The organism is Acidobacteriota bacterium, from assembly GCA_026707545.1.
In the GTDB taxonomy this organism is placed as follows: domain Bacteria; phylum Acidobacteriota; class Thermoanaerobaculia; order Multivoradales; family Multivoraceae; genus Multivorans.
Map to the genome: position 1 here is coordinate 2,025,857 of JAPOWR010000001.1, position 26,237 is coordinate 2,052,093.

The following is a 26,237-nucleotide window of genomic DNA, read 5'->3' on the forward strand; positions in this document are numbered from 1 at the left end:
ATCCTACGCCGACTCGCTGGCCACCCGCTCCGCCTGCCGCACGAGACCGGGAGCCCGGAGCCGCTCCTCCATCGCCGCCAATCCCGGACCGGCGCCCCGCCATCGGAGTTCATCCACCGACCCGCTGACCGGCGCGTCGCGCACCAGGGTGGCAAGCTCGCGGAAGAGTTCCGCCGCTTCCCGCTCCTCGCGCAGCGTCGCGGCCAGACGGTCCCGTCCCCGCACCTTGACGGCCCACTTCCACGGCTCGTTCGGTATCTCCTCCAGGTGGACATAGTGCGCCAGCACGGTCGCAGCCGACTTGGCGCCCCAGCCTCGCAGTCCCGGAAAACCGTCGGCGCTGTCCCCGACCAGGGCGAGGTAGTCCGGGATCGACTCCGGCTCCACACCGAACTTCTCCCGGATGCCGTCGGCGTCCCAGCGCAGGCCGCGGCGACGGTCGACCTGTACGACCCGGCCGCCACGGCCGGAGTCGACGCACTGCGCCAGGTCCTTGTCGGGCGTGCAGATGCGGACCTCGACCACCCGTTCGTCGGCGGCAGCCATCGCGGCGCCGCTGGCCATTCCGTCGTCCGCTTCGTGCTCCACCATTGGCCAGACGGTCACCCCGAGCGCGTCCAGCGCCTCCTCGAGCAACGGGAACTGGGCCAGAAGCTCCGGGTCGATCCCCTCGCCGGTCTTGTAGCCGGGCCAGAGGTCGTTGCGAAACGACTCGATCACGTGGTCCGTCGCCACGGCGACGTGGGTCGCGCCGTCGCGAAACATGCCGAGCACCGAGAACACGACCCCGCGCACCGCGCCGACCTCGACCCCTTCGTCGTTCCGGTAGCTCGGGGCTCCGAAGTGATGGCGGAAGAGCTCGTAGGTGCCGTCGATCAGGTGGACATACATGAGCGCGCCGCCGCGGGCAAGCTACCATCAGCCGCCATGGCCGCTACCTCTCCCCTGCTCGTGCTCGCCTTCGCGGTGAGCGCGGCGGTGCCGGCGACGGCCGCGAACCTGCCCGGCGACCCTCTGACCGGTTCCGGTGACGTGGCGCGGACCCTGCTGCCGCCGGCGCAACTGCAGGCAGGCGAACTCCCGTCGCCGGTCGACAACGCGGCCTTCGCGCTGCCGGAGAACGCAGCGCCTCCACGCCACGAGATGCGGGGGACGTTGCAGTTGTTCGGCGGCGGCCCGTCTTCGTGGACCGTCCACCATGACTTCCACTCACGAGCCCACGAGCCGCCGGTCGTCGCCGCCCTGCGCCGTGTTCCGCGGCTCGACCTCGTCCTCACGCAGAGCGGCTCCCACCTGATCCCGGCGAACCGTGCCCTCCGCTTTACCGGTGACGCCTACTGGAACGCGATCGTCGGCGCGGGACGCATCTGGAGCGAGCGCGGAGACGGCGGCAGCAGCCGGGCGTCGCTGCCGATCACTCTGGTCGAGCGCAACCAGAACTGCGCGTACCACGGCGTCGTGACCTTTCTCTTCGACGGCAGCGGAACCTCGCCCGCCGCCTTCCAGGTGACCCAGGAGACCTGCAAGTACTTCAAGTTCGATCTGTGGGGCGCCGGCCCCTCACGCTACACGGCCGGCGAAGCGACGCAATCCGACGCGGTCGCCGCCGCCTATGCGGCGGAACTCAGGGCCCGGATACCCGTGCGACCGATCGACGAGATCCGAAACGACCACCCACGCTCCCAGGTCTACCCGCAGTCGTTCGGCGCCGGCATGGACCGCGAGCACCTGACCGCCTACGGCGTCGCCTTCGGGGGTGTCCACTACGCGGGGCCCGTCCGCACGCGCCATGGCGACTACCCCTACCCGGATCAGATCCGCCTGCCCTCCTACTCGACCGCGAAGACCGCCTTCGCCGCGGTGTCCCTGATGCGGCTCGCACAGCTCCACGGTGAGGAGGTGGCGCAGTTGCTCCTCCGGAACTACCTGCCGAAACCGCCGAAGGACGCCTGGCAGGACGTGACCTTCGAGCACGCCCTGGACATGGCCACTGGCCACTACTGGGATCCCGCCGACCAGGAGGACGAGAAGGACACGACGACCGAACTGAACTTCTTCGTCGTGGAGAACCAGAACCGCAGACTCCGAGGGGCCCTGGCCTACACCAGAAAGGAGCCGCCCGGCCGGCGCTGGGTGTACCACACGACGGACACGTACCTGCTCACGTACGCGATGACCGAGTACCTCGGCCGTCTGGTCGGCGCCACGAAGAAAGAGCCCGCCGACCTGCTGGCCTTCATCGCCGACGAGGTCTATCGGCCCCTGGGGCTGTCGGCGGGCGCGCTTCAGGCCGTGCGCACCGACAATCGGGCCGACGGCCGGCCCTTCGGCGGCTACGGCATGTTCTGGACGCCGGACGACATCCTCAAGATCGCCAACCTGCTGAACGCGAATCGCGGCCGGATCGGTGACCGGCAGTTGCTTCATCCCGACCTGCTGGCCGCGGCCATGCAGGAGAACCCCAACGACCGCGGTCTAGACGCCGTCCACCAGACCAAGCCGAACAAGTACAACAACTCCGTCTGGTCCCGGCAGATCCAGGTCCCGGACGGGGGCACCGGCACGAAGGAGATCTGGGTGCGCCAGATGCTCGGCTACGGCGGCATCGGCGTCCTGATGCTCCCCAACGGGGCGGTCTTCTACTACTTCGGAGACGATGACGACCACGAGTGGCTGCGCTCGGCACGGGAGGCGTACAAGCTGAGATGACGGATTCAGCGCGGGAGGGACTTGCGATAGAGGGACCGTTCAGCGGCTTCCGTGTGATCGAACTCGCCCAGGGCGTCGCGGGACCCTACTGCGGCAAGCTGCTGGCCGACCTCGGCGCCGACGTGATCAAGGTCGAACCGCCGGCCGGCGATCGAAGCCGCCGGGTGAAGGGCGCGGACCCCGCGAAGACCCCCGACCCGGAAGGCTCGCCGCTGTTCCTCTACTGCAACACGAGCAAGCGCGGCATCGTCCTCGACCTGGACGACGGCCGCGACCGAAAGACATTCGTCGAAATGCTCGGTGACGCCGCCGTCCTGATCACCGACCGCGAGCCGCCGGTACAGGCACCGGACGATTTGATCGTCGCCGCGGTCACACCGTACGGCCTCGAGGGCCCCAGGGCCGCCGCGCCCGCCGGGGAGTTGACGCTCGCCCACGGCGGCGGTCTCGTCAATCAGATGCCCGCCCGGTCACGCGACATCGACCGCGCCCCGGTGACCCTGGGCGGACAGCAGGCCGGTTACCACGGCGGCCTGGTGACGGCGCTCGCGGTCGCGGCGCTGCTCTACGAGCGCCGCCGCGGCGCCGCCGGCGGCCGGGTCGACGTGTCGATCCAGGACGTGATGGTCAGCCTGGTCGCGCCGCTTCTCGCCAGCGCGCGCTACCACGAGACGACATGGTCGCGGGTACCGGACCGCCCGCCCGCGATGGGTCGTCTCGAGACCAGCGACGGTTACGTGATCCTCAACGCCTTCGACGACCACCACTTCGCGCTCTTCCGCGAACTGATGGGCTCTCCCTCCTGGTGCGAGGGGGACGAGTGGCTGGACATGGCCTACCGCAGCCACCACATGATGGAGATCGCACCCCACGTCGATGCCTGGGCGCTCGATCAGAAACGCGACGATCTCTACCACCGCGCCGCGCAGCTCGGCATTCCGGTCGGTCCGATCCACGACGCCGCGGACGTCATGGCCTACCCGCAGTACGAGGCGCGCGACTACTTCACCGCCGTCGACCACCCCCGCACCGGAACCAAACGCTACGCCGGCTGGCCGTACCGGATGGGAGCCTCGAAGCCGCGGGTCTCCCGTGCGGCACCGCTCCTGGGTCAGCACACGGCGGAGATCCGGAGCGAACTGAACGGCGGAGGCTCCGCCGGGGCCGGAACGTCGATCACCTCGTCGGTTGCCGATGTGGCGACCGCCCCGGCGCCTCCTTCCCTGCCGCTCGAGGGCATCCGCGTCGCCGAGTTCGCCTGGGTCTGGGCCGGGCCCTACGCCGGCGTCCTGCTCTCGGCGCTGGGAGCCGACGTGATCAAGGTCGAGGGGCCCAGACGTCTCGATCTGACCCGCCGCTCCGTCGTCTGGCCGCGATCGGACGAAGCGCCGCGGAAGATCGGCCCGGACGCCGGCATGGCGTTCAACACGATGAACCTGAACAAGCGTTCGCTGACGCTCGACCTCTCCCAGCGCGAAGGCCGCGAACTCGCCCTCCGCCTCGCCGCCGAGTGCGACGTGGTCTACGACAACATGCGGCCCGGCGCGATGGTCAAGCTCGGCCTCGACTACGAGAACCTCAGCCGGGCGAACCCCGAGCTGATCGTCGCTTCCTCGTCCGGCCGCGGCCACGGCGGCCCGGAAACCGAGTACCTGGGCTACGCGATGGTCCATCAGGGCGTCGCCGGCGGCGCGTACATCTCCGGCTACCCGGACGACCATCCGACCCACAGCGGCGGCGATGTCGACCTGATGAACGCGATCACGCTCGCGTTCTCGATCGTCGCGGCGCTGCATCACCGCCAACAGACCGGCGAGGGCCAGTTCATCGACTACTCCCAGTGCGAGGGCGTCAGCTCCATTCTCGGTGAGGTGCTCCTGGAGTACGAGATGACCGGCAGGATTCCCGAGCGCAACGGCAACGCGCACCGGAGTTCCGCCCCGCACAGTGTCTACCGCTGCTGGGGCATCGATCGCTGGCTCGCGATCGAGGTGCACAGCGACGACGAGTTCGGCCGCCTGGCGGGGACGATGGGCCAACCGGAGCTAGCCGAGGACGATCGCTTCGCCACCGGCGCGGCCAGGAAGCGGAACGAAGCCGAACTCGACGAGGTCGTCGGCGCCTGGACCCGGGAACGGGACCGCGACTGGATGGCCCGGGAACTCTGCGCCGCCGGCGTCGCCGCCGCGCCCTCGCGCGACGCCCGGGACCTCTACGCCGACTCGCACTTACGCGCCCGCGGCTCCTTCGTCACCGTCGAGCACCCGGAATGGGGCAACCTGGAACTCGTCGGGTCCCCGTTCCGCATCGAGGGCCGCGATCTCACACCGCGCCGCGCACCGCTCCTCGGCGAGCACACCGACGCGATCCTCGGCGACCTGCTCGGCTTGTCGAACGACGAGCTTGCCGACTACCGGGCACGCGGTGTCGTCGGCTGATCGCTACACTCTGCGTTCTCCATCCACAACCCGGTCCAACAAGGGAGGTCCGCTGTGACTCGACGCACCCGAACTCCACGCAGCACCGTGATGGCCGCCGCCATCGCAACCGCCGCACTGCTCTTCACCGCTTCCGCCCTCGCCCAGAGCGGCAACTCCGTGACCGTCGACATCATGAGCAAGTACCGGGTGGCGCCGAACATCACGTACCTGACGGCTGACGGCTACGAGTCCAAGCTCGACGTGATGACCCCACGCAGCCAAGGCCCGGTGCCCACCCTGATCTACATCCACGGCGGCGGCTGGGTCGGCGGCACGAAGGAGTCCAGCGTGCTGCGGGCACTCCCGTACCTCGAGATGGGCTGGGCGGTGGTCAACGTCGAGTACCGCCTGGGCCGCAACGCGCTCGCGCCCGGCGCCGTCGAGGACTGCCGCTGCGCGCTGCGCTGGGTGTACGAGAACGCGGAGGACTACAACATCGACACCTCCCGCCTGGTCGTCACCGGTGCCTCGGCGGGCGGTCACCTGTCACTGACCACGGGCATGCTGCCGGCCTCCGCCGGCCTCGACCGGCTCTGCCCGGGCCGCGACGCGAACCGTCCGGGCTGGGCAGCCGCCGACGAGTACGAGATGCCGGTCGCCGCCATCGTCAACTGGTTCGGGATCACCGATGTCGGCGACCTGCTCGAGGGCGTGAACGCGAAGAGCTACGCGGTCGCCTGGATGGGCTCGCGGTCCGACCGCATGGAACTCGCCAAGCGAGTGTCTCCCATGACCTACGCCCGTTCCGGCCTGCCGCCGATCCTGACGATTCACGGCGACGTGGACAACATCGTCCCCTACCAGCACGCCCTCGACCTGCACGCCAAGCTCGATGAGGCCGGTGTGGTGAACAAGATCCACACCGTGCCGGGCAAGGGACATGGCAACTTCAGCCCCGACGAGCAGCAGGAGATCTTCCGGGTCATCCGCGCCTTCCTCGCCGAGCATGTGACAGGTGGAGGCGGCGCGAGCACCGGCGCCGAGTGACCTCTGCCACTGGGTGCGCCGGCGTCCCCGCCGGCTTCCGGTAGGAGGCTTGCGTGACGCATGACCCCGCATCCGGGGCCCCCGACCTGTGCACCCGCACCGCCGTTGACCTCGCCGCGTTTCTGGCAAGCGGCGAGGTTTCGGCGGTGGAGGTTCTGGAAGCACACCTCGGCTGGATCGACCGCCGCAACCCCGAGCTCAACGCGATCTGCACCCTCGACCGCGACCACGCGCTTGAGCAGGCGCGGGCCGCCGACGATCTGCGCCACCGTGATCCGGAAGCCGCCGCCGCAAAGCCCCTGCTCGGCCTGCCGACCGCTGTCAAGGACCTGGTGCCGACGAAGGGGATCCGCACCACCTTCGGCTCGCCGATCTTCGCGGACAACGTCCCCGACTTCGACGCCCTGATCGTCGAGCGGATCCGCGATGCCGGCGCCGTCGTCATCGGCAAGACGAACACGCCCGAGTTCGGCGCCGGCTCGCAGACCTTCAACCCCGTGTTCGGCAAGACGAGGAATCCCTGGGACCCCAGCCGGACCTGCGGCGGTTCGAGCGGCGGCGCGGCCGCCGCGCTCGCCAGCGGCATGCTGCCCATCGCCGACGGCAGCGACCTCGGCGGTTCGCTCCGCAACCCGGCCAGCTTCTGCGGCGGCGTCGGCTTCCGGCCGACGCCGGGCCGCGTGCCGCGGGTGCCTCCAGAGCAGGGCTGGGACGACCTTGCCGTGCTTGGACCGATGGGGCGTAACGTCGCCGACGCGGCGCTCCTGTTCGCCGTGATCGCCGGGCCCGATCCGAGGGATCCCATCTCCCTCACGCACCCATCCGAGCCCTGGTATCCGGTCGAACCTGCTGACCTTCGCGGGCTTCGCCTCGCCTGGACCGACAACCTCGGCCGCTACCCGGTCGAACGCGAGGTCGTCGAAGTCTGCGAGGCGGCCCTGCCGGTGTTCCGGAACCTGGGCGCCGAGGTCGAGAAAGCCGCGCCCGATCTCTCCGGCGCGGGCCACATCTTCCGCACCCTGCGCGCCAACCTGTTCGCCGACAAGCTGGGGCCGCTGTTCCCCGGGCACCGCGCCCAGATGAAGGACACGGTGATCGAGGAGATCGAACGCGGCCTGGCGCTCTCCGGGCCGGACATCGCGTCAGCCCAGGCCGAACGCACCCGCCTCCACTGCCGGGTTGTCTCCTTCTTCGAACGCTATGACGCGCTCATCCTGCCAACGGTCCAGGTCCTCCCCTTCGACGTCGACCAGCCCTACCCGACCGAGATCAAAGGGCAGACCATGTCGAGCTACACCGACTGGATGGCCTCCTGTTACTCGATCACCGTCACCGGCTGCCCGGCGATCTCCGTGCCCTGCGGAGTCGGCCCCTCGGGCCTGCCGGTGGGCCTTCAGGTCGTCACTCCCCGCGGCAGTGATCGCACGACGCTCGCGATCGCGGCCGCGTTCGAGACCGCGAGGGCGGCCAACACCGTCCCCTAGACTCTCGGAATGACCCGTTTCGGGTGCGGGTTGCATTTGGACATGCCCCGGATACTGCTTTGCCTCGGCCTCGCCGGACTCGCCGCCGGCCCCCTGGCCGCCCAACCCGCCGACGCGCCCAACATCGTCACCGGCGCCGTTGTCGACTACAGCGGCGCACCCGCCGCCGACATCGAGGTCGTTCTACGACCCCATCCGAACGCGTTCGAAGCGGATCTGTACGTTCTCGGTCACTCGGACGCGCTGCCGGAGGCCGTCGACAGGACCCGTTCCGACGCGGACGGATCCTTCTCCCTCTCGGCACCCGCGGCAGGTCCCTATCGCCTGGAGTTCGGACGCTCGAGGCCCCCGACCGACTCGGTTCCCGCCATGCCGCTGGTCCAGGGAGTCATCGTGCCGCTCAAGGGGTCGCGAGTCGCGGAAACCGTTGATGTACCCGATCGCCATCCGATCGCCGTCCGAGTGCTGGATTCATACGATCAGCCGATCGCGGGCGCCCTGGTCGTGGCGAACCCCGCCGTTCTGACACCGCCTCGCACCGCTGCTGCCATGACCCGGATGGCCCGGGACATGAGCGCGGGAAACTACTCGCGGCCGGCGGAGCAGCACCTGTTCCCCACCTACCACCCCTCCGCCGCTCGCACTGATGCCGAGGGCATTGCGCGGTTCGTCATGCCGAACGCGGACGCCACCGTCCTCGTCTCGGCGACGGGCTTCGTCCTCGGCAAGGGAGCGACGAGAGCCGGCCGTCTTGCGTTGCGCCTGGAGGCGAATCCCGGAATCAGACTGCGCGTGCGCGGTCCAACGGGCGCACCGGTGCCCGGTGCGGTGGTCCGCACGGCAACCGCCCGCGACAGGAGAGTGAACGCCGGCACGCCCACTGCCCGCCGGACGATCAGCACACCCGCCGCTCTCGGCGGTTTCGACACGCCTCTGGCGATCACTGACGAGAATGGCGAAGCCATCATCGGCCCGACGCCTGGCATCGAGACTGCTCTGGAGGTCGAAGCAGCCGACGGTGGCTTCGCCCAGGTCTCCCTGCCAGCGGCGAATCCGGCCGAATCGCCGGACCGCCATCACATCATCGACGTGAGACTGGAGGAGCCCCTACGGATACCAGGCCGGATCGTCGACGCGGCTTCCGGCCTGCCCATCCACAACGCGGCGATCTGGGTCCACCTGTTCCCCGGCCACCACGCCTTCAGCGATCCCACCGGCGCTTTCGACCTGAGCACCCGACCCGCCAGCCGGGCGACGCGCCTGCAGGCGACGGCGACCGGCTTCCTTCCCGAGCGAGTCGACATCAGCGCCGCGGACCTGTCCAACCGGGAGGAAGTGCGGATCGGACTGACGCCTTCAGCACCCCTTCGGGGCCTGGTCACCGACGAAGCCGGTCAACCCGTTGCCGGGGCCAGTATCCGGGCGGAACCACGCGGCGATGGAGTTCCATCCCGCTTCTCGTTGTCGTCCCGCCCAGCCACCTCAGGCTCCGACGGTTTCTTCCGGGTAGCGGAAGCCTTGTACGGACATGCCTACCGCTTGACCGCGCAAGCGGCGGGCTACGCCATATCCGCCCTCGACCTGCCGCCCCTGGAGCCGGGCATGGCTGTCGACCCCGTTCATCTCGTGCTGAGCAAGGGCCGGCGTGTCCTCGGCTCAGTGGTCGATAGCGACGGAAACCCTGTGGCGGAGGCTGAGGTCTCGCTGCTCTGGCCTCTCGATCCGTCCGAATTCCGGTCCGGGTTCGAGACTCCGGCCGGAGCCGCCGCAACCGACGGTCGGGGCGTCTTCGTACTCCCCGACACCGGACCAGGAGGGTACGAGATCCTCGTCGGCCATGCCGACTACGCCCATCGGCCACCCTCCCAGGTCGAGGTGCCGGCCGGAGAGTCGGACTTCGATCTCGGCGATCTCACCCTGGCGGCCGGCGGAGCGGTCCACGGCATCGTCAGGGACCCCGACGGAGAACCGGTCGGCGGCGCCACCATTCAGGCCCACGAACGAGATTGGTTCGAATCTCCGGTCAGAACGGCCACCACCGACGCCGACGGCCGATTCCGTCTCGTCGGATTCTCCTCGGACCTCGCCGACCTTGGCGTTCAGGCCAGCGGCTACCCGGTCCACATTGAGCCGGACGTACGCGTAGACCGCGACGATCCGGTGCTGATCGAACTCCAGCCCGGCGCCTCCATCGATGGCCGCGTCCTCGACCACGGTGGCAACGGCGTCAGCGGCGTCTCCGTCCGCCTCCGGATCGAATTCGACTTCAGCAGAAGGAGCGACCCACGCCTGTGGGACGCCGTAGACGGATTCCCCTCCCAGGTCACGGACCAGCACGGCCGGTTCCGGTTCAATGGTCTCGCTGCCGGCACCTGGTCGGCCGAGGCAAGCAGGGGAGCGGAGGGTGCGAAGCTCGACGGGATCGAGTTGATTCCGGGCGGAGAACGAGAGATCGAACTCCTCCTGCGGACCAGGGACCGGCTGATTGTCACCGTCGTGACCGAGGTCGGCGAGCCTGTGGCCGACGCTCGGATTCGTGTGGAAACACCAGGCGAGCGGTTTCCGACCGGCTCCGGACGAACGGACGGCAGCGGGCGCGACGTGATCCACATCGACCCGGGCCCGGCCACGGTCAAGGTCAGCCACACAACGCTCCGCGACGAGTCGCGACAAGTGCGGCTCGATCCGGGCGACAACGAGGTTCGATTCCAGCTTCGGCCAGGCGTGGAACTCAGCGGCACGGTCCGCTCGTACGACGGCGCCCCTCTGGCCCTGGCTACCGTGGAGGCCGAAACCGAGTACGCCTTCGGCGTCGAGTCGCACGACACGAACACCGTCTCCGACCACAACGGCGCCTTCCGCCTCACCGGGCTCGAAACGCGCCGCTACAACCTGACTGCCCGCTCGCCCGGCTATGCGGATGGCGGCCCGGACGAGCCGATCGAGATCGGCGATGCCACAGTCGAAGGCATCGAGATCGTCCTGGAACCGGAAGTATCCATCGTCGGCGTTGTAACCGGGCTGTCGCCGTCCGATCTGAACCAGGTGGAAGTCTCCGCGTGGAACTGGCCCCGTCACCGCGACGCGACGAGGGGCACCGACGGGAACTTCTCGATTCAGGGGATCGGCCCGGGGACATGGGAAGTCACGGCGATCAAGGGCGAGTGGGAGCGAACCGTCGAGCGGACCGTGACGATCGAGCGCGGCATGACCGAGGTCTTCGTCGAACTGCCGTTCGAACGCGGGCTGCGCCTGTCCGGACAAGTGGTGGAAGACGGTGCGCCGCTTGGCGGCGCAAACCTGTGGGTGGGCGACGCGTCCGCCCGCGCCGACCGCGAAGGCCGCTTCGCGCTGGAGGGGCTCGACCCCGGCCCGAATCAAGTGACCATCAGTCGGCCGGACTTCAGTGGCCTGCAGTACCAGTCGATCGATCTGCAGACGGATCTGGAAGACGTCCGCTTCGAACTCGAGCCGACCGCGGCGACCGTCGCCGGTGTCGTCGTCGACGCCGAGACCGGCCAGCCGGTCGACTACGCCAGGCTGATGGCCGCCGACGCCGCGACGATTGGCGCCATCGCGGCAGGTGACCGTAGTGGCGGACCACTCGTCGGCGTCAGTTACGTTCTCACTCAAGGCGCAGGCCACTTCAAGCTCGAGTTGCGCGAGAACGCCGACCACTTGTGGGTGTCTCTCGACGGGTACGAGGGCGCTCAGATTCCTCTGAACATCTCGCCGGGGGAGCACCGCGAAGGCTTGGTGATCCGGCTGCAACCGGCGCCGGCCGAATCGCCGAACCAATAGCGCCCGGCGTGCCGGTCCATGAGCGGATCTGACCGGTTTCGTGCGAATCTGGCCGGAGTTGGCCGCGTGGTGTCCGGTTTCTCCTCGCTCGAGTAGGTACAGTCGTTGAGCAGAGCGATGTCCAGCTTCAAGCAAGAAAGCCGACTCGCGCCACTCCGTTACGTCTCGGCTCTCGGTCTCAGCCTGTTCGCTGCCGGTGCCCTGGCGCAGCCCACGGCGGAGGTTCCGCTAACGGTCACCGGCACGCTCGTGGACGAACGCGGCGCTCCCGCAGCCGGCGCCGAGGTGGTGCTCCGGCCCTACCCGAGCACTTACGAGGTCGACCTCGATCTGCTGGGCTACGACGCGCTGCCGGCGGCCGTGGACCGCATGCAATCGGGCCCGGACGGCAGTTTCCTGCTCAAGGCGCCCGTTCCCGGGCCCTACCGTTTCGAGATCCGCCCCGCACCTCCGGCGGCCTCGCCCGACGCCGCCGTGCCCCTCGTCTACGAGAACCTCGCACCCCTGGAGGCACCGCGGACTCTCCAGGCGAACGAGCTGCCCGATCGACATCTCGTCGCCACCCGCGTCCTGGATGCCGCCGGCCGACCGATCGAAGGTGCCTTGGTCATCGCGAGTCCCACGCGGACCAGGTCCCCTCGCTACCAGGGGCGAAACTCCGACCAGCAGTCCGAACGCCTCTACCCCCGCTTCCAGGCCGCAGCCGCTCGGACGGATGAAGAAGGCAATGCCCGCTTCCTGATGCCGACGACCAACGCCAACATCACCGTGTCGGCCTCAGGCTTCGGTGCCGATAGGGCAACGACGGAGGGGGGTCGCGCCGCCTTCGTCCTGGCGCCCGAACCGGGCATCCGGTTCCGAGTCAGCGGACCCGACGGTGCGCCGGCGCCCGGGATCCTTCTCCGAACTCACGGCAAGACCAGGGCGCCCCTGGCTGTAACCGACGAGCAGGGCGAGGCAATCATCGGCAACATCGCCGAAGCCGCCTACGAGTTGCAGCGCTGGGACAACGCCTTCGCTCGGGTTCCCCAGCACAGCACCGATCCTGCCGACTCCGCCGCCGGCCAACGAATCGTCGATCTTCGGCTGGAAGCTCCGCACCGCATTCCAGGTCGCATCGTCGACCGTGTCTCCGGCGCTCCGGTCGCCGGCGCGGCGATCTGGGTCACTGGCTCGCCTGGTGAGAACGCTCAAAGCGGCCCCACCGGGCAGTTCGTGTTGAACTCCCGACCCCGTGAGGAGTCGACCCAGGTGTGGGTATCGGCCGGCGGCTACGTCTCCACCGGTGTGAGCGCGGGAGTTCCGGAGTACCGAGTTACCGATGAAGCGACGGTCGCCTTGAGACCGGCAGCTCCCCTCTACGGCTTCGTCACGGACGCAGCCGATCAGCCGGTCGTCGGCGCCGACATCTCGGCGCAGCCCCGGGGCACGGAGTCGATCGCCAGCCTGATCTCCATCCGTCCGCAACGCGCGACTTCGGCAGACGACGGTTCCTTCCGGATGGCCGGCATCGTCTACCACAACCCCTACCGGCTCACGATCCGCGCAGAGGGATTCGCGAGCTTCGCCGTCGATCTGCCACCCTACGAACCTGGGGCGACCGTCGGCCCCGTTCGAATCCGCCTACCCGAAGGGCGCCAGGCACGGGGCCGCGTCGTGGACACGGACGGAAGCCCCGTGGCAGGTGCGGAAGTCAAGCTGCGGTGGCCGGAACAGAAGCAGCCACGGTTCCCCGGCCTCCGCGATGCGGACGCCACCGAACCGGTCGCCACCGACGACCAGGGAGCGTTCGTAATCGCCGGCGTGAAGACCGGCGAGTACGGCCTGCACGTCTCGCACGCCGAGTTCGTCAGCCAGGGCGATGTCGCGATCGAGGTTCCCGAAGGCCGGGGAGAGGTCGATCTAGGGGACTTTACGCTGGTGCCGGGAGCGGAGATTCTCGGCGTCGTGGTCGACCCCGACCAGGAACCGGTGGAGGGCGCGCTCGTCCAGTTTCTGGAATACGGCCCGAATCGAAACGAACGCTCCGCCAGGACCGATGCGGAGGGCAGTTTCAAGCTCACCGGGCTTCCACACGAGCAGGTCGATCTCACTGTCGAGGCGGAGGGCTACCCCTCGTTCGCGGTTCGAGGGGCGCGACCGGCGACTGGGGAGCCGATCCTGATCCAACTCGTGCGAGGAGCCTCTCTCTCGGGCCGCGTACTGACCGCCACGGGGACCGCCGCGGTGGACGCCAGAGTCAACCTGGAGCCCGACATGCAAACCCGACTGCGAGGCCGCATCCTCTCACTGAGAGACTTGAGGTCGCGTACCGACGGTGACGGCCGTTTCTCCTTCGGGCAGCTGTTTCCAGGAACGTGGTCCGTTGAGGCGAGCGTCGGGACCGAAGCCGTCCGAACCGATCCCCTCGAGCTCATCTCCGGGGCCGAACGGACGATCGAACTGCATCTTCACGCCCAGGACCAGTTGACGGTCATCGTAACGGCTTCCTCAGGGCGACCCGTGACCGAAGCGCAGATCCGGCTGGAGCCGAAGGACGGAGCCCAGTCACGCGAGTTCGACCTCACGGACGGCAGCGGACGCGCCCAACTCGAGGTCCGCGCCGGGCCGGCCACGCTGACCGTCAAGCATCCAGATCACCTCGACGAAACACGGGAGATCGTCGTCGGGCCGGGAAGCACCGAGTTGGCGGTTCAACTCCAGGCCGGCGGCGAGATCAACGGCCTCGTCCGGTCGGCGAGCGGCGCCCCGGTTCCGGCGACCGTCGAGGCCCACCCCGAGGAATCCGCGGAGACGGACGTCAGCCTGCGCAGATACATGAATCCGCCAACCACGACGACCGCCGACAACACCGGCTTCTTTCGTCTCACCGGTCTGGAGGCCGGGCGTTACTTCCTGGTTGCCCACGCAGCCGGGTACGCGGAGAGCGGTCCCGTCGAAGCGATCGACCTCGATGGCCGAGGCGTAGCCGGCGTGGAGATCGTGCTTGAATCAGGCGCCTCGCTCCGAGGAGCCGTGACCGGCCTGCGGCCCGCCGATCTGGCGGAGGTGACGATCACCGCGACACGGCAAGCGCAGTGGCAAAGCGCCACGCCGGACACCGAAGGCAACTTCACGATCGAGAACCTGGCGCCTGGCACCTGGCAGGTCGTCGCAAGGCGCGGTGAGCGCTTCGCCTCCCGGTCGGTCGAACGCTCCGTGACGATCGCCACGGCTGGTGCGGAGGAGTTCGTCGAGCTTCCGTTCAACCGTGGACTCCGCCTGACCGGGCAGGTGCTAGCCGCCGGCGCACCGCTGGTCGGCGGCCAAGTGCTGGCCGACCGCCAAGGGGACGAAGACTTCCGGTACGCGGAGGTCGATCAACAGGGCCGTTTCGAGATGAACGGACTGCAGGCCGGCTCCTACCGCCTGAGGGTCAGTACGGTCTTCGACGGCGCGGAGTACCGGACGATCGAGTTGCAGACCGACCTGGAAGGCCTCCGGATCGACCTTCAGCCCGAGGCCATCCTGTCTGGCATCGTCCTCGACGCGACGACCGGCCTGCCGCTCCGGGACGTCTCGCTGGAGGCGGGTGACGCCGCGTCCATAGCCGCCCTCGCCGGCGGCGATGACGAGCGGCTCGTCTACCTGTCGGGGGTGATCGCCGGCGACGCGTTCAGTGAGAACGGTAGATTCGAGATCCGCCTCGGCCCCGGGGCCGAGCAGCTATGGGTCACGCACGACGGCTACCAGGGTGCTCTGGTCCCCTTAAACATCGGCCCGGGGCAGCGTCAGGAGGGGCTGGTGATCCAACTGCAGCCGGCCGCGTCCGAGCCGGCAGACAGGTAGCAGTCGCTACCTTCACCGCCGCTCGTACGTGTACAACCTCCGCCCGCTCGCCGACACTGTTTCCACATGGCGGATCGCGGCGTACGGCTCGAGTGCCGCCTCCCACGCCTCCGGCGTGTAGTCGGCGAAGCGATCGCCCCGCAACGTGAGCAGGTCGTCGACCCGCGGGTCGCCCTGGGGCACGAACTCGACCAGCCCCCGCGGCGCCAGGGAGACGAGCCAGGCCGCGATCCGGGGCAGCGGTACGTTGCGGCCGATGGCCAGGTGGTGGAGGACGGCCAGCGCCACCAGAGCACCCACGCTCCGGGAGCGGCGCGCCAGCGAACGCCTCTCCACCTGCGACCATCCCTGGTCCGGCGATGGATTCGCCAGGTCCTGGTACAGCGGCAGGAACCGCAGCCGATCGGACTGCGCCCGCGCGCAGGCGCTCTCCAGCGCGCCGAAATCGGCATCGAAACCAATCACGTCCCGAACGCCCTCTTCCAGGGCAATCGCGGAGAACTCGCCTGTGTTGCAACCAAGATCCCAGAGCTGTTCCGGCGGCGCCTCGGCGATGAACGAGCGCACGGACTCAGCCTTGCGCGAGGCTTCGCCCGTGTCGTAGCTGGTCAGCAGCGAGTAGTCGCTCCACGTCGTGTCCGTGCCCTTGGGCCTGAGACCCTCGATCCAGCGCCGGAGCTGGGTGAGGAGACCACGGTACGCGTTGCGCGGCAGCGGACGTCTCTCTGTCCGCTTCGCCGCTTCGCTCCGCGAGCCGGCGCGGCGTTCGAATCGAAGCGGCAGCAGGACGTGCGCCTGCATCCTCGGTGACCAGCGCTTCCGACGCGGCAGCAGAGCCGCCAGTTCGCGGGCCGGGATTCCCTCCTGCATCCCGCGATACCAGGCGTTGTGTGGAACGCCGAGCTCCGCCGCCAGCAGCAGCGGGTTGAGGAACTGCTCGCAGAACTGCGAGTGGCCCTCCCAGTACTCGCCCTCGCGGTAGCGCCGGAGCGAGAGCCAGTCGATGAACACCGGCTTGGCGCCCTTGAACTGCACGTTGTAAGCGCTCGCGTCGGAGAGCGAGATGTCCCTGTCGAGCAGCCGGATCTGCATTTCCAGGTGATGGAGCGCCGCCTCCTTCAGCAGCGAGAAGGGCCACTCGTACGGATAGGAGATGAAGGGCAGCCGGGGATGTTCCAGGACCAACCCGCCGGGCGGTGGCAGGACGCCGGCCTCGACCGGGTCCACTTCCTCCGCCGCCACCAGTCGCCCCTCGACGACCAGTGCATCGACGAGACCACACTTCCGCACGTAGCGGTACTCCTCTACCGCGGCCGGCGCGACGCTTCTGAAGATGCGGCCGTCCCGGCCCTCGATCACCTGCCCCGCCGGATCGCGGAAAGAGGAAGGCTCGGCCTGGGACTCGCTCGCAGCCCCGGCCCGCACTATTCGGACTCGGGCTCGTCGGTGCTGCCGTAGCCGAAGAATGCCTGAATGCGCCGCCAGTAGTACTTGAAGGCGAGCGCCGCGGCTGCCACGCCGCCGATGACCGCCTGCAGGATCATGCTGCCCGACGCCGGATCAAGGTAGGCATGGGCCGCCTGCGGCACAATCAGTGCCACGACCAAGGCAACCATGAGACTGGTTCGATTCTTCGCCATTCGTCTCGCTCCCCGGGGACGCTGCCCGCCCCCCTGTGAACCGTTCGTGAAGACAAACAGATCCGGGGCGTTTCGTCAAGCGATCCAGACCGCTTCAGCCTCTCGCCAGATGCCCGGATCGACCTGCCGCGCTAGAGGAGGGCCTGGTCTTCGAGTAGCGTCCCGGAAGACCGAAAATGGCCGGTCTTGAGCGAGAATGGCCGGAATCCGCAACCTGGTGTCCGGTGTTCTCCCCCTCGCCTCTCTAGAGTAGTGCGTGTAGCGCTCGGGCTACGACAACCGAGGAGAAGACACGATGCGGAGAATCCTGCTCGGCGCCGCTTGCACGGGCTTGGCGCTTGGTCTCTCGACCGGCCTGACCGCCGATCGTCTGCACGCGCAGCCGCCCGGTCCCGCACTGACGGTCACGGGAACCCTGGTCGACGAGGAGGGCGCGCCGGCCGCGGGTCTGGATCTCGAACTGCGGCCCTACCCGAGCCGCTACGAGCGCCGGCTCGACGATCTTGGCGAGTCCGGCCGCTTGGGCGCTGCCGTGGACTCGACCCGATCCGGTCCGGACGGCGCTTTCACGCTGACCGCGTCGGCCGTCGGGCCGTACCGGCTGGACATCTCCGCCCCGCCAGGAAGCGCGGCGTCCGGTAGCCGCCACGTCGCGGTGGCGCCCGTGTCCCACAGCCTGGCGCCGCTGGCGGCGCCGATCGTCCTGCCGCCCATCGAAGTCCCTCACTGGCACACGCTGACAATCGGCGCGAAGGACCTCGACGGCCGACCCGTCGAAGGTGCCCTGGTCGTAGCCGACCCCACCCTGTGGCGTTCGGAACGCGCAGAAGCGAGCGATGTTCGGCCGCGATGGAATCAGCCCCAGAAACGGATCTACCCGCGCTTCTGGCGCGCGGCCACACGAACCGACGCCGCCGGAATGGCCACGTTCTCGATGCCGACCGCGGAGGTGAACGCCTTCGTTTCGGCGCCCGGGTTCCGGCTGCGCGCGGGACCCATCGGAAAGCCCGGCGGTGTCTTTGAACTGACGCGCGGAGTCGGCGTCACCATCCGCGTGCTGGATTCGCGCGGAAGGCCGGCGCCACGCGCCGTGGTCACCGTCGGCGAGAGCCAGGACGTGCCGCTGGCATTGACCGACGAACGCGGCGAAGCGACGGTAGGCCTCACGTCGGACCAAGGCCTCATCTACCAGGCGGTCGCCGAGGATCAGTCCCTTGCCTGGACCGCTCCCCTGGGGCCGGGGACTGGCGGTGCGGGCGCGCCCGCGAACGTCGAGGTCCGGCTCAGGCCGCCGGCCGAGATCGCCGGTAGCGTCACCGACGCCAGCACCGGAGGTCCGGTCCCCGGCGCGGCGATCTGGCACCGGCCCGGTGAGCAGGCGCGATCGGGCCCGGGCGGCGCCTTCGTCCTGCGCACCTGGCTCCACCGGGGCCGGGCGCAGGTCGGCATCGCCGCCGACGGCTACCAGGCGACCAGCGCCATGGTAACGGTCGAGCGACTCGGGTCCGGGGATGGAGTCGACATCGTGCTGGCGCCGGCGGCGCTTCTCGGCGGTCAGGTCGTCGACGGGGCCGGCCGGCCGGTCGCGGGCGCCGCGCTGTGGATCGAACCGACAGGCCGAAGTGGCGGCTGGAGCATCGGCCCCGGCGCCTGGAGGGCGACTTCGGCCGCCGACGGGTCCTTCTTCATCTCCGGCGTCGCCTCCGGGCACGCCTACCGTCTCAATGCCGAAGCAGACGGCTACGCGCCGGAAGCCGTCGCGATTTCTGCGGCGCCCCCAGGCACGACCAGGGAACCCGTTCGCGTCGTGCTCACCCGCGGCCGGCTCGTCCGGGGGGTCATCACCGATACGCACGGCGCTCCCATTGCAGGCGCTGAGGTCGCCCTGCTACCGGTCGCGGCAACGGGATACGGCGGCTACTCAACGAACATCGCCGCCAGGCGAACCAGCACGACCGACGCTCGCGGTGCGTTCGAGTTCGCCGGCACCCCACCCGGACGCCACGAGCTGACCGCGAGCCATCCCGAGCACGTCAGCGTCCAGGCGACGGCATTCGAGGTGCCGCCAGGCGAGGGGACGAAGGACGTGGGTACCCTCACGCTCGATGTCGGCGCGGCGATCGAGGGCGTCGTGCGCGACTTCCAGCGCCGCCCGGTGGGCGGCGCCCAGGTCAAGGTCCACCAGAGCAACATCGACCATCTCCGGCCTCTCGACCCGGAAGTCCGGACCGCGCTGACGGAAACGGACGGCACGTTTCGCATCGCCGGACTGCGCGCCGAACCGGCCGACCTCGTGGTCGAGGCCGAAGGCTACGAACGGTTCGAGATGGCAGCGGTGCGCCCGCAGGCTGGGGGCCTGATCGAGGTCCAGTTGGGCGAGGGGGCCAGACTCGTGGGCCGGGTTTTCGACGCGGACGGCGAGGGCGTCGCCAACGCGTACATCTGGCTCAGACTCGACCGCCAACCGGGCCTCAGCCGCACAGCGTGGAGTCCCGATGCTCCCAGACACAATGCGACAACCGACAGCGATGGCCGCTTCCTGTTCGAGGCTCTCGGGGCGGGACCCTGGTTCGTCGAGGTCGTTGGCGAGCAGTTGGCGGAAGACTTCGGCGCCATCCCGCTTCGGCCGGGCGAAGAGCGCGAGATCGAACTCCACCTGCGCGCCCGGGCCCGACTCGCCGGCGTGGTAACCGACGCGTACGGCGAGCCCGTCGCCGGAGCGGAGATCCTCGTTCAGCCGCGCGACGCGGCAGGTCAGGTGACAGGAACGCACCACAGCGCCCGAACCGATGCCGGCGGCGGCTACCAGGCCGACCGCGTTCCCTCGGGTCCCGCACGGATCGTCGCCCGCCATCCGGACTACCGGGACGGTGTGGCGGAGGTGGTGATCGAGGGTGGAGCGAACGAAGTCGATCTCAAGCTGCAACCGGGCTGGGAGATCTCCGGAACCGTCACCACAGCCGCCGGCGCGCCGCTGGCCCTTGCAAGAGTCGAGGCCTACCTGATCGAGCCGCCGGCCTCGCTGGACGAACCGGCCGACGCCCGGCGACAGGTCCTTCCCAGGGTCCCCCTGGAGGCCGTCACCGACCAGAGCGGCAACTACCGAATCGGCGGTCTGGACGACGGGAGGTACGAACTACGGGCCCACGCGGACGGCTACGCGCGCGCCGCGTCAGGCCGTTTCCCGGTGCGTGTCGAGGGCGGGTCGGTCGCCGGCGTCGACTTCGTGCTGCACCGGGGCATCACCTTGCGCGGCGTCGTAACCGGCCGGCCGTCCGATGCACTAGCCGGCGTCGCGGTGAGGGCGACGCAGGAACGCCTCCTCGGCGCCATGACGACACCCGACCTCGAGGGCCGCTTCCAGATGAACGATCTCGGACCAGGGAAGTGGACCATCAGCGCCGTAGAGGGCGATGGCCGCGCCGTCGAACGATCGGTGACCCTCGAAACCGGCCCTGGAGAGGCGTTCGTCGAACTGAACTTCGAACCCGGCTTCACCCTGACCGGCGAAGTTCGATCCCAGGGTCAACCTCTCGCCGGCGGCGAGGTCCACCTGGTCGAAGGCGCCCGGAGGTACGGTCCGGCGCGCACCGTGCGGATCGATCAGCAGGGCCGGTTCCGCATCGACGGCCTCGCCGCCGGGTCATTCAGGGTGATGATCGCGGAACCGAGTGGCGTCACCCACTCCCGAGAGATCGAACTCCAGGCCGACCAGGACATCTTCGTCGACCTGAATCCGCCGGCCGTGCTGGCCGGGACCGTCATCGACGCCGCTACCCGGGAACCCCTTGCCGGCGTCAACCTGGTCGTGGTTGTCGTGGATCCCGAAGCGGAGGTCGCCCCGGGCGCCGAGGAGGAGTGGATCCCCGCCGGCTTCACCCAGAGCAACGCCAACGGCGAGTACCGGCTTGAATTCGCCCCTCGAAAGGCGACCTCCCTGATGGTCCAGCGGCAAGGCTACGACGGGTTCGGCGTACCCCTCGACCTCGTACCGGGCGAACGCCGCGGAGGCTTCCTGATCGAGCTCCAGCCCGAGTAGCCGCAGCGCAGGCCGTAGGATTGCGCGCCGGCTTGAGCCGGCCGTACAACGGGTCTCAACGGCGGAGGAGAATCACAGTGGACATAGCGAACAGGATCATGGTCGTCACCGGCGGCGCCTCGGGAATCGGCAAGGCGCTGGCCGAGGCGTTTCACCGCGAGGGGGCTCGTCACGTCGTGGTCGCCGACCGCGACGAGGCTGGGGCCAAGGAAGTCGGCGAGGCGATCGGCGGCACGGGCGTAGGACTGGACGTGGCGGACGAGGGAGCGGTGCGCGGCCTGGTCGCGGCGACGCAGTCGAACATCGGCCCGATCGACCTCTTCATGTCGAACGCCGGCTTCGTGACGATGGGTGGGCTCGAGGTCCCCAACAAGGAGATCAACGATCAGTGGGAGGTCCACGTGATGTCCCATGTCTACGCCGCGCGGGCCGTCCTGCCCTCGATGATCGAGCGCGGCGAGGGATACATCATGAGCACGGCCTCCGCGGCCGGTCTGCTGACCCAGATCGGTTCGCTCGCCTACTCGCTGACCAAGCACGCGGCGGTGGCGCTGGCCGAGTGGATCGCGATCACCCACGGCCACCAGGGCATCCGGGTCTCCGTGCACTGCCCGCAGGCGGTGAAGACGAACATCGGCGCCAACAGCCCCGACCGGAACCGCCGGCGGGGCCTGTCCGTCGGCGTGGCCTCGGGCGACGGCGTCCTCACGGCCGAACAGGCCGCCGACGCCTGCATCGACGCGGTCCGCCAGGAGCGTTTCTGGGTCCTTCCCCACCCCGAAGTCGCGGAGTACGTCCGGCGCAAGGCGACCGACGTTGACCGCTGGCTGCACGGCATGAGGCGCTTCCAGGGGAGGCTCTACGAAGGGCAGCGACTCCCGGGCGACTGGTTCGTCGACGCCCAGGGCGACTGACTTGAACCCGTCCGACGATCCGGTCTTCTCGACGCGCGAGGGCAGCGTCACCGAGATCGTGTTGAACCGGCCCGCCCGCCGCAATGCGGTGACCGGGCCACTGGCGGAGCACCTCCACGAGGAGATCGTCGCCGCGACCGAGGACGACGAGGTCGCCGTCCTGCTCCTGCGCGGCGCCGGCGGTGCGTTCTGCTCCGGCCTCGACCTCGGGGAGTTCCGGGCCGACCCGCCGCCGGACTGGATGCCGGACTTCAGCGATCTCTGGCTCGACGTCCACGCGGCACTCTACGACTGCCCGAAGCCGATCGTCGCGGCGCTCGAACGGTTCGCGATCAACGCCGGCTCGGCGCTGGCGCTGGCCGCAGACCTCCTGGTCGCCGGCGAGCAGGCCTTCCTGCACGTCGGCGAGATCCAGATGGGCATGGCGGCGCCGATGAACATGGCGTGGCTGCGCCTCCGCCATCCGGAGACCGTGGCGGCCCGGCTGGCGATCGTCGGCCGGCGCTACACAGGCCCCGAACTCGTCCGGATGGGCGTCGCCGCCGAGGTCGTCGACGACGACGCCGTGCTCGACCGGTCGCGGGAACTTTCTCAGACCATTGCCGGTTATCCCGCACATGGCATCCGCGCGATCAAGCAGACGATCCTCCGCGGCCGGCCTGCTACGTCCGGCCGGGAGTGGTTCGAGTCGGTCCGCGGGGGCTGAGCGTTCCGGGGCCCTACGGGCACGACACGGCAATCCGACGCCGGACAGTCCCCATCCCGGCGCGATAGACTCGCGGGCAATGACGGCCTTCTCATTAGACGACAAGTACACGCTCTCTGAAGGCCGCGTCGCAATCACCGGTATCCAGGCCCTCGTCCGGCTACCGATGGACCAGCACCGCCGCGACCGGGAAGCCGGTCTGCGGGTTGGCGCCTTCATCAGCGGCTATCCCGGATCGCCGCTGGGCGAATACGACAAGCAGCTTCAGCGAGCGCATAGGCTGCTGGCGGAACACGACGTGGTCTGCCAGCCGGCCATCAACGAGGAGACGGCGGCGACGGCGATCTACGGCGCCCAGCTCCTCGAACGTTTTCCCCACGAACGCTTCGACGGCGTGGTCGGCATCTGGTACGGCAAGACGCCGGGCGTCGACCGCACCGGCGACGCGTTCCGCCACGGCAACTTCATCGGCACCGGCAAGTACGGCGGCGCCCTGGTGCTGGCCGGCGACGACACCGCCTGCAAGAGCTCGACGATCCCGGGCGACAGCACGATCAGCCTGTTCGACCTCTCGATCCCGGTGCTCTACCCGGGCGATCCGGCGGAGGTGCTGGAATTCGGCCTGCACGGGATCGCGCTGTCCCGGTACGCCGGCCTATGGACGGCTCTGAAGATCGTGACGAACGTCGCCGACGGCGGTGCGGTGATCGACCTGCCGCGGACCGCACCGCCGGTCCTGCCCGAGCTCGACATCGGCGGTCGCCGGTTCGAGAAGCAGCTCGACATGCGGCTGCTGCCGCCCTACTCGATCGAGCTTGAGCGGCAGATCTTCTCCGAGCGCACGGCGGCCGCGCTCGCCTACGTTCATGCCAACGGTCTCGACAGCATCCGCTGCGCGAGTGCCGGCGACCGCCTCGGTCTGGTCGCGGCCGGCAAGCCCTACCGTGATCTTCGACTGGCCCTCCAGCTTCTCGGGCTGGACGAGGCCGCGCTCGACCGCTTCGGCATCCGCGTACTCAAGCTCGGCTGCATCGCACCGATCGAACCGCGGCGTCTGCGCGAGTTCGCGGAAGGTCTCGAGGAGATCATCGTCGTCGAGGACAAGCGCGGCTTCATCGAGACGCAGATCCGGCAGGTCCTGTACAACCTGCCCGACCGCCCGCTGGTTGCCGGCAAGGAGACGCCCCGCGGCGAAACGCTCTTCCCGATGCACGGGGAACTCGAAGGCCACGACATGGCCCGGATCCTCGGCGGCTATCTCGAACAGCGGCTGCCCGGCGCCGTCCCGGCCGCGAACCTGGCGGTTCTGCGGGCGGGCGCGGAGTCCGCCGAACTGGCCGCGAACCTGCCGGCCGCGCTGCCGCGAACGCCCTACTTCTGCAGCGGCTGCCCCCACAACACGTCGACCCAGCTTCCCGAGGGGTCGGACATCGCCGGCGGCGGCATCGGCTGCCACGCGATGGCGATGTGGATGGACCGTGGCGTCAGTTGGCTGCCGCAGATGGGTGGCGAGGGCGCCTGCTGGATCGGTCTCGCGCCGTTCACGGAGCAGGAGCACGTGTTCCAGAACGTCGGCGACGGCACCTACGCGCATTCCGCCAGCAAGGCGATCGAGGCTTGCATCGCCGCCGACCTCCACATGACCTTCCGCATCCTCTACAACTCCGCCGTTGCCATGACTGGTGGTCAGGACGCGGTCGGGCTGCTCAGTTCGATGGGCGTCGCGAAGCAGCTTCAGCTCCAGGGCATGAAGCGGGTCGTGCTGGTCACCGAGGACCTGGAACGGTTCCCGCACCGGGACGACAACGGGGTCGAGATCCGGCACCGCAGGGACTACGACCAGGTGCTCAAGGAGTTGCGAGCCATCAAGGGCCCGACGGCCGTCGTCTACGACCAGCAGTGCGCGGCCGAGAAGAGGCGCGAGCGCAAGCGCGGCATCCAGGAAACGCCCAGCCAGCGCGTCTACATCAATCCCGCCGTCTGCGAGGGTTGCGGCGACTGCGCGGCGAAATCGAACTGCCTGTCCGTCGCGCCGCTCGAAACCGAGTACGGCCGCAAGACCCAGATCCACCAGTCATCCTGCAACTTCGACTACTCGTGCATCGAAGGGGACTGCCCCGCCTTCATGACGATCGACCTGGGCGAGGGCACGAAACCCGTCCGTCGCGCGGCGGCCGCGCCGCTTGGCGAAGACGAGGTGCCGGAGCCGAACCGTCAGTTGCCGGACGACGCCACGTTCCGGGCGCTGCTCGTGGGCATCGGCGGCACCGGCGTCGTGACGGTCGACGCGATCCTGGTCACGGCGGCGCTGCTCGAGGGGCGCTACGCGATCCATCTCGATCAGACCGGCCTCGCCCAAAAAGGCGGTGCGGTGGTTTCGAACCTGTTGCTCAGCCGCGAGCCGATCGCCCGCGCCAACAAGCTGGGCAACGGCGAGGCCGATCTGGCGCTCTCCTTCGACCTGCTCGCGACGATCGCACCCGACAACCTGAAGCGATTCTCCAGGGAGACGACCGCCGTGGTCGCGAACACCGCCGGCATCAGTCCGGCCGCCGTGATCACCGACAGCGCCGCGCGGATGCCCCCCCTCGATGAGCTGCGGAAGCGGCTGGCCCTGTTCACCGACGCCGACCGGAGCTACTTCGGCGATGCTGAGGCAGCCACTGAGCGCCTGCTCGGCAACAGCGTCACGGGCAACATCTTTCTGGTCGGCGCCGCCTACCAGCAGGGCCTGCTGCCGCTGCAGGCGCCGTTCATCGAGCAGGCGCTGCGCGCCAACGGCGTCGCCGTCGAGGACAACATCCAGGCCTTCCGCTACGGTCGCCTGTCCGTCGCCGACCCGGAGCGGTTCCGGCGCGCCGCGGGGCTGCAGGGCCCTGAACCGCAGACTGCAGCCAGCGCTCTGGAAACCGCGAAGGCGCGGATCGAGCGGTGGGCGCCGAAGTTCGGGCCGGAACTCGAACGCCTTCTGACCGCGGCGCCGCGAGGAGGCGAACTCGATCGTCTCCTGCCTGGGCGGGTCGCCGACCTGTTGCTCTACGGGGGCACCGTGATCGCCGAGCGCTATCTGGCCTTCGTCGCCGAGGTCGCCAGGGCCGAGGAGTCCAGGCTGCCGGCGCACGCGGGAGTCCGCGAAGCGGCGGCGCGCTACGGCTTCAAGCTGCTCGCGGTCAAGGACGAATACGAAGTCGCCCGCCTGTGGCTCCAGGATCCGACCTGGGACCAGGTAGCCCGCGACTACGACGGCTCCGTCAGCCGCCGCGTTCTGCTCCACCCGCCGACGCTGCGACGGCTCGGCTGGAAGCGGAAGATCCGTCTCGGCGCGTGGTCGCGGTCGATGTTCCGCATGCTGTACGCGGCCCGAGGGCTGCGCGGCACCGCCCTGGACATCTTCGGGGCGACCCGCCACCGCCGGCTGGAGCGAGGGCTGTTCGACTGGTACCGGGAGTTCCTGCAGCGGGCGATCGACCAGCTCGACGCCGAGTCGGCTCCGCTGGTCGTCGAGGCCGCGGAACTCCCCGATTCGATCCGCGGCTACGAGGACGTCAAGGAACGCACGATCGCCACGGCGAAGACGCGTGCGGCTCAGCTTCTCCGGCAACTCGACGAACGGCCCGCCGGTTCCAGAGTCGCCTGACCACTAGGTTAG

At 69.2% G+C, this 26,237-nt stretch carries 13 protein-coding genes; 10 read left to right on the plus strand and 3 right to left on the minus strand.

From position 1 onward, the window contains the following. Positions 1 to 3 precede the first annotated feature (3 nt). On the minus strand, positions 4 to 891 hold the full coding sequence (locus OXG83_07965; GenBank protein ID MCY3964958.1) for a flap endonuclease: 888 nt from the start codon (positions 889 to 891) through the stop codon (positions 4 to 6). A gap of 36 nt (positions 892 to 927) precedes the next feature. Here OXG83_07965 and OXG83_07970 point away from each other — a divergent pair, with 36 nt between their 5' ends. From OXG83_07970 to OXG83_07995, 6 genes are all read left to right on the plus strand, one after another. Beyond that, a complete protein-coding gene (locus tag OXG83_07970; protein MCY3964959.1) occupies positions 928 to 2,709 on the plus strand; it encodes a serine hydrolase in 1,782 nt (593 codons plus the stop codon). Beyond that, on the plus strand, positions 2,706 to 5,147 hold the full coding sequence (locus tag OXG83_07975; protein ID MCY3964960.1) for a CoA transferase: 2,442 nt from the start codon (positions 2,706 to 2,708) through the stop codon (positions 5,145 to 5,147). Before OXG83_07970 ends, OXG83_07975 begins: the two co-directional genes overlap by 4 nt. A gap of 54 nt (positions 5,148 to 5,201) precedes the next feature. Further along, on the plus strand, positions 5,202 to 6,176 hold the full coding sequence (locus tag OXG83_07980; protein MCY3964961.1) for an alpha/beta hydrolase: 975 nt from the start codon (positions 5,202 to 5,204) through the stop codon (positions 6,174 to 6,176). A gap of 53 nt (positions 6,177 to 6,229) precedes the next feature. Then, positions 6,230 to 7,660, plus strand: coding sequence for an amidase (locus OXG83_07985; GenBank protein MCY3964962.1), 1,431 nt, complete (start codon positions 6,230 to 6,232; stop codon positions 7,658 to 7,660). Positions 7,661 to 7,669: 9 nt separating this feature from the next. Then, complete coding sequence (locus OXG83_07990; GenBank protein MCY3964963.1) at positions 7,670 to 11,461, plus strand: carboxypeptidase regulatory-like domain-containing protein; 3,792 nt, start codon at positions 7,670 to 7,672, stop codon at positions 11,459 to 11,461. Positions 11,462 to 11,566: 105 nt separating this feature from the next. After that, positions 11,567 to 15,289, plus strand: coding sequence for a carboxypeptidase regulatory-like domain-containing protein (locus tag OXG83_07995; protein ID MCY3964964.1), 3,723 nt, complete (start codon positions 11,567 to 11,569; stop codon positions 15,287 to 15,289). Between the two features lie 12 nt (positions 15,290 to 15,301). Here OXG83_07995 and OXG83_08000 read toward each other — a convergent pair whose 3' ends face one another. Further along, complete coding sequence (locus OXG83_08000; protein ID MCY3964965.1) at positions 15,302 to 16,714, minus strand: class I SAM-dependent methyltransferase; 1,413 nt, start codon at positions 16,712 to 16,714, stop codon at positions 15,302 to 15,304. Continuing rightward, on the minus strand, positions 16,714 to 16,929 hold the full coding sequence (locus OXG83_08005) for a hypothetical protein (GenBank protein ID MCY3964966.1): 216 nt from the start codon (positions 16,927 to 16,929) through the stop codon (positions 16,714 to 16,716). The genes OXG83_08000 and OXG83_08005 overlap by 1 nt, the downstream gene beginning before the upstream one ends. 295 nt (positions 16,930 to 17,224) lie before the next feature. On the opposite strand from OXG83_08005, the gene OXG83_08010 reads away from it, so the two are divergent. The 4 genes from OXG83_08010 to OXG83_08025 all read left to right on the plus strand — a co-directional run bounded on the left by OXG83_08010 (position 17,225) and on the right by OXG83_08025 (position 26,225). After that, positions 17,225 to 20,968 (plus strand): carboxypeptidase regulatory-like domain-containing protein, encoded by a 3,744-nt coding sequence (locus OXG83_08010; protein MCY3964967.1) that lies wholly within the window; start codon positions 17,225 to 17,227, stop codon positions 20,966 to 20,968. A 77-nt stretch (positions 20,969 to 21,045) separates the two neighbouring features. Next, a complete protein-coding gene (locus OXG83_08015) occupies positions 21,046 to 21,882 on the plus strand; it encodes an SDR family NAD(P)-dependent oxidoreductase (GenBank protein ID MCY3964968.1) in 837 nt (278 codons plus the stop codon). 1 nt (position 21,883) lies between these two features. Beyond that, positions 21,884 to 22,588 (plus strand): enoyl-CoA hydratase/isomerase family protein, encoded by a 705-nt coding sequence (locus OXG83_08020; protein ID MCY3964969.1) that lies wholly within the window; start codon positions 21,884 to 21,886, stop codon positions 22,586 to 22,588. 79 nt (positions 22,589 to 22,667) lie between these two features. Continuing rightward, positions 22,668 to 26,225, plus strand: a complete 3,558-nt coding sequence (locus OXG83_08025) for an indolepyruvate ferredoxin oxidoreductase family protein (protein ID MCY3964970.1) — start codon at positions 22,668 to 22,670, stop codon at positions 26,223 to 26,225. Positions 26,226 to 26,237: the final 12 nt, after the last annotated feature.

Bases quoted from the DNA above. Each gene is read 5' to 3' on its own strand.
- OXG83_07965 (MCY3964958.1), bottom strand. From the start codon at position 891: ATGTATGTCCACCTGATCGACGGCACCTACGAGCTCTTCCGCCATCAC.
- OXG83_07970 (MCY3964959.1), top strand. From the start codon at position 928: ATGGCCGCTACCTCTCCCCTGCTCGTGCTCGCCTTCGCGGTGAGCGCG.
- OXG83_07975 (MCY3964960.1), top strand. From the start codon at position 2,706: ATGACGGATTCAGCGCGGGAGGGACTTGCGATAGAGGGACCGTTCAGC.
- OXG83_07990 (MCY3964963.1), top strand. From the start codon at position 7,670: ATGACCCGTTTCGGGTGCGGGTTGCATTTGGACATGCCCCGGATACTG.
- OXG83_08005 (MCY3964966.1), bottom strand. From the start codon at position 16,929: ATGGCGAAGAATCGAACCAGTCTCATGGTTGCCTTGGTCGTGGCACTG.
- OXG83_08010 (MCY3964967.1), top strand. From the start codon at position 17,225: ATGCGGAGAATCCTGCTCGGCGCCGCTTGCACGGGCTTGGCGCTTGGT.
- OXG83_08025 (MCY3964970.1), top strand. From the start codon at position 22,668: ATGACGGCCTTCTCATTAGACGACAAGTACACGCTCTCTGAAGGCCGC.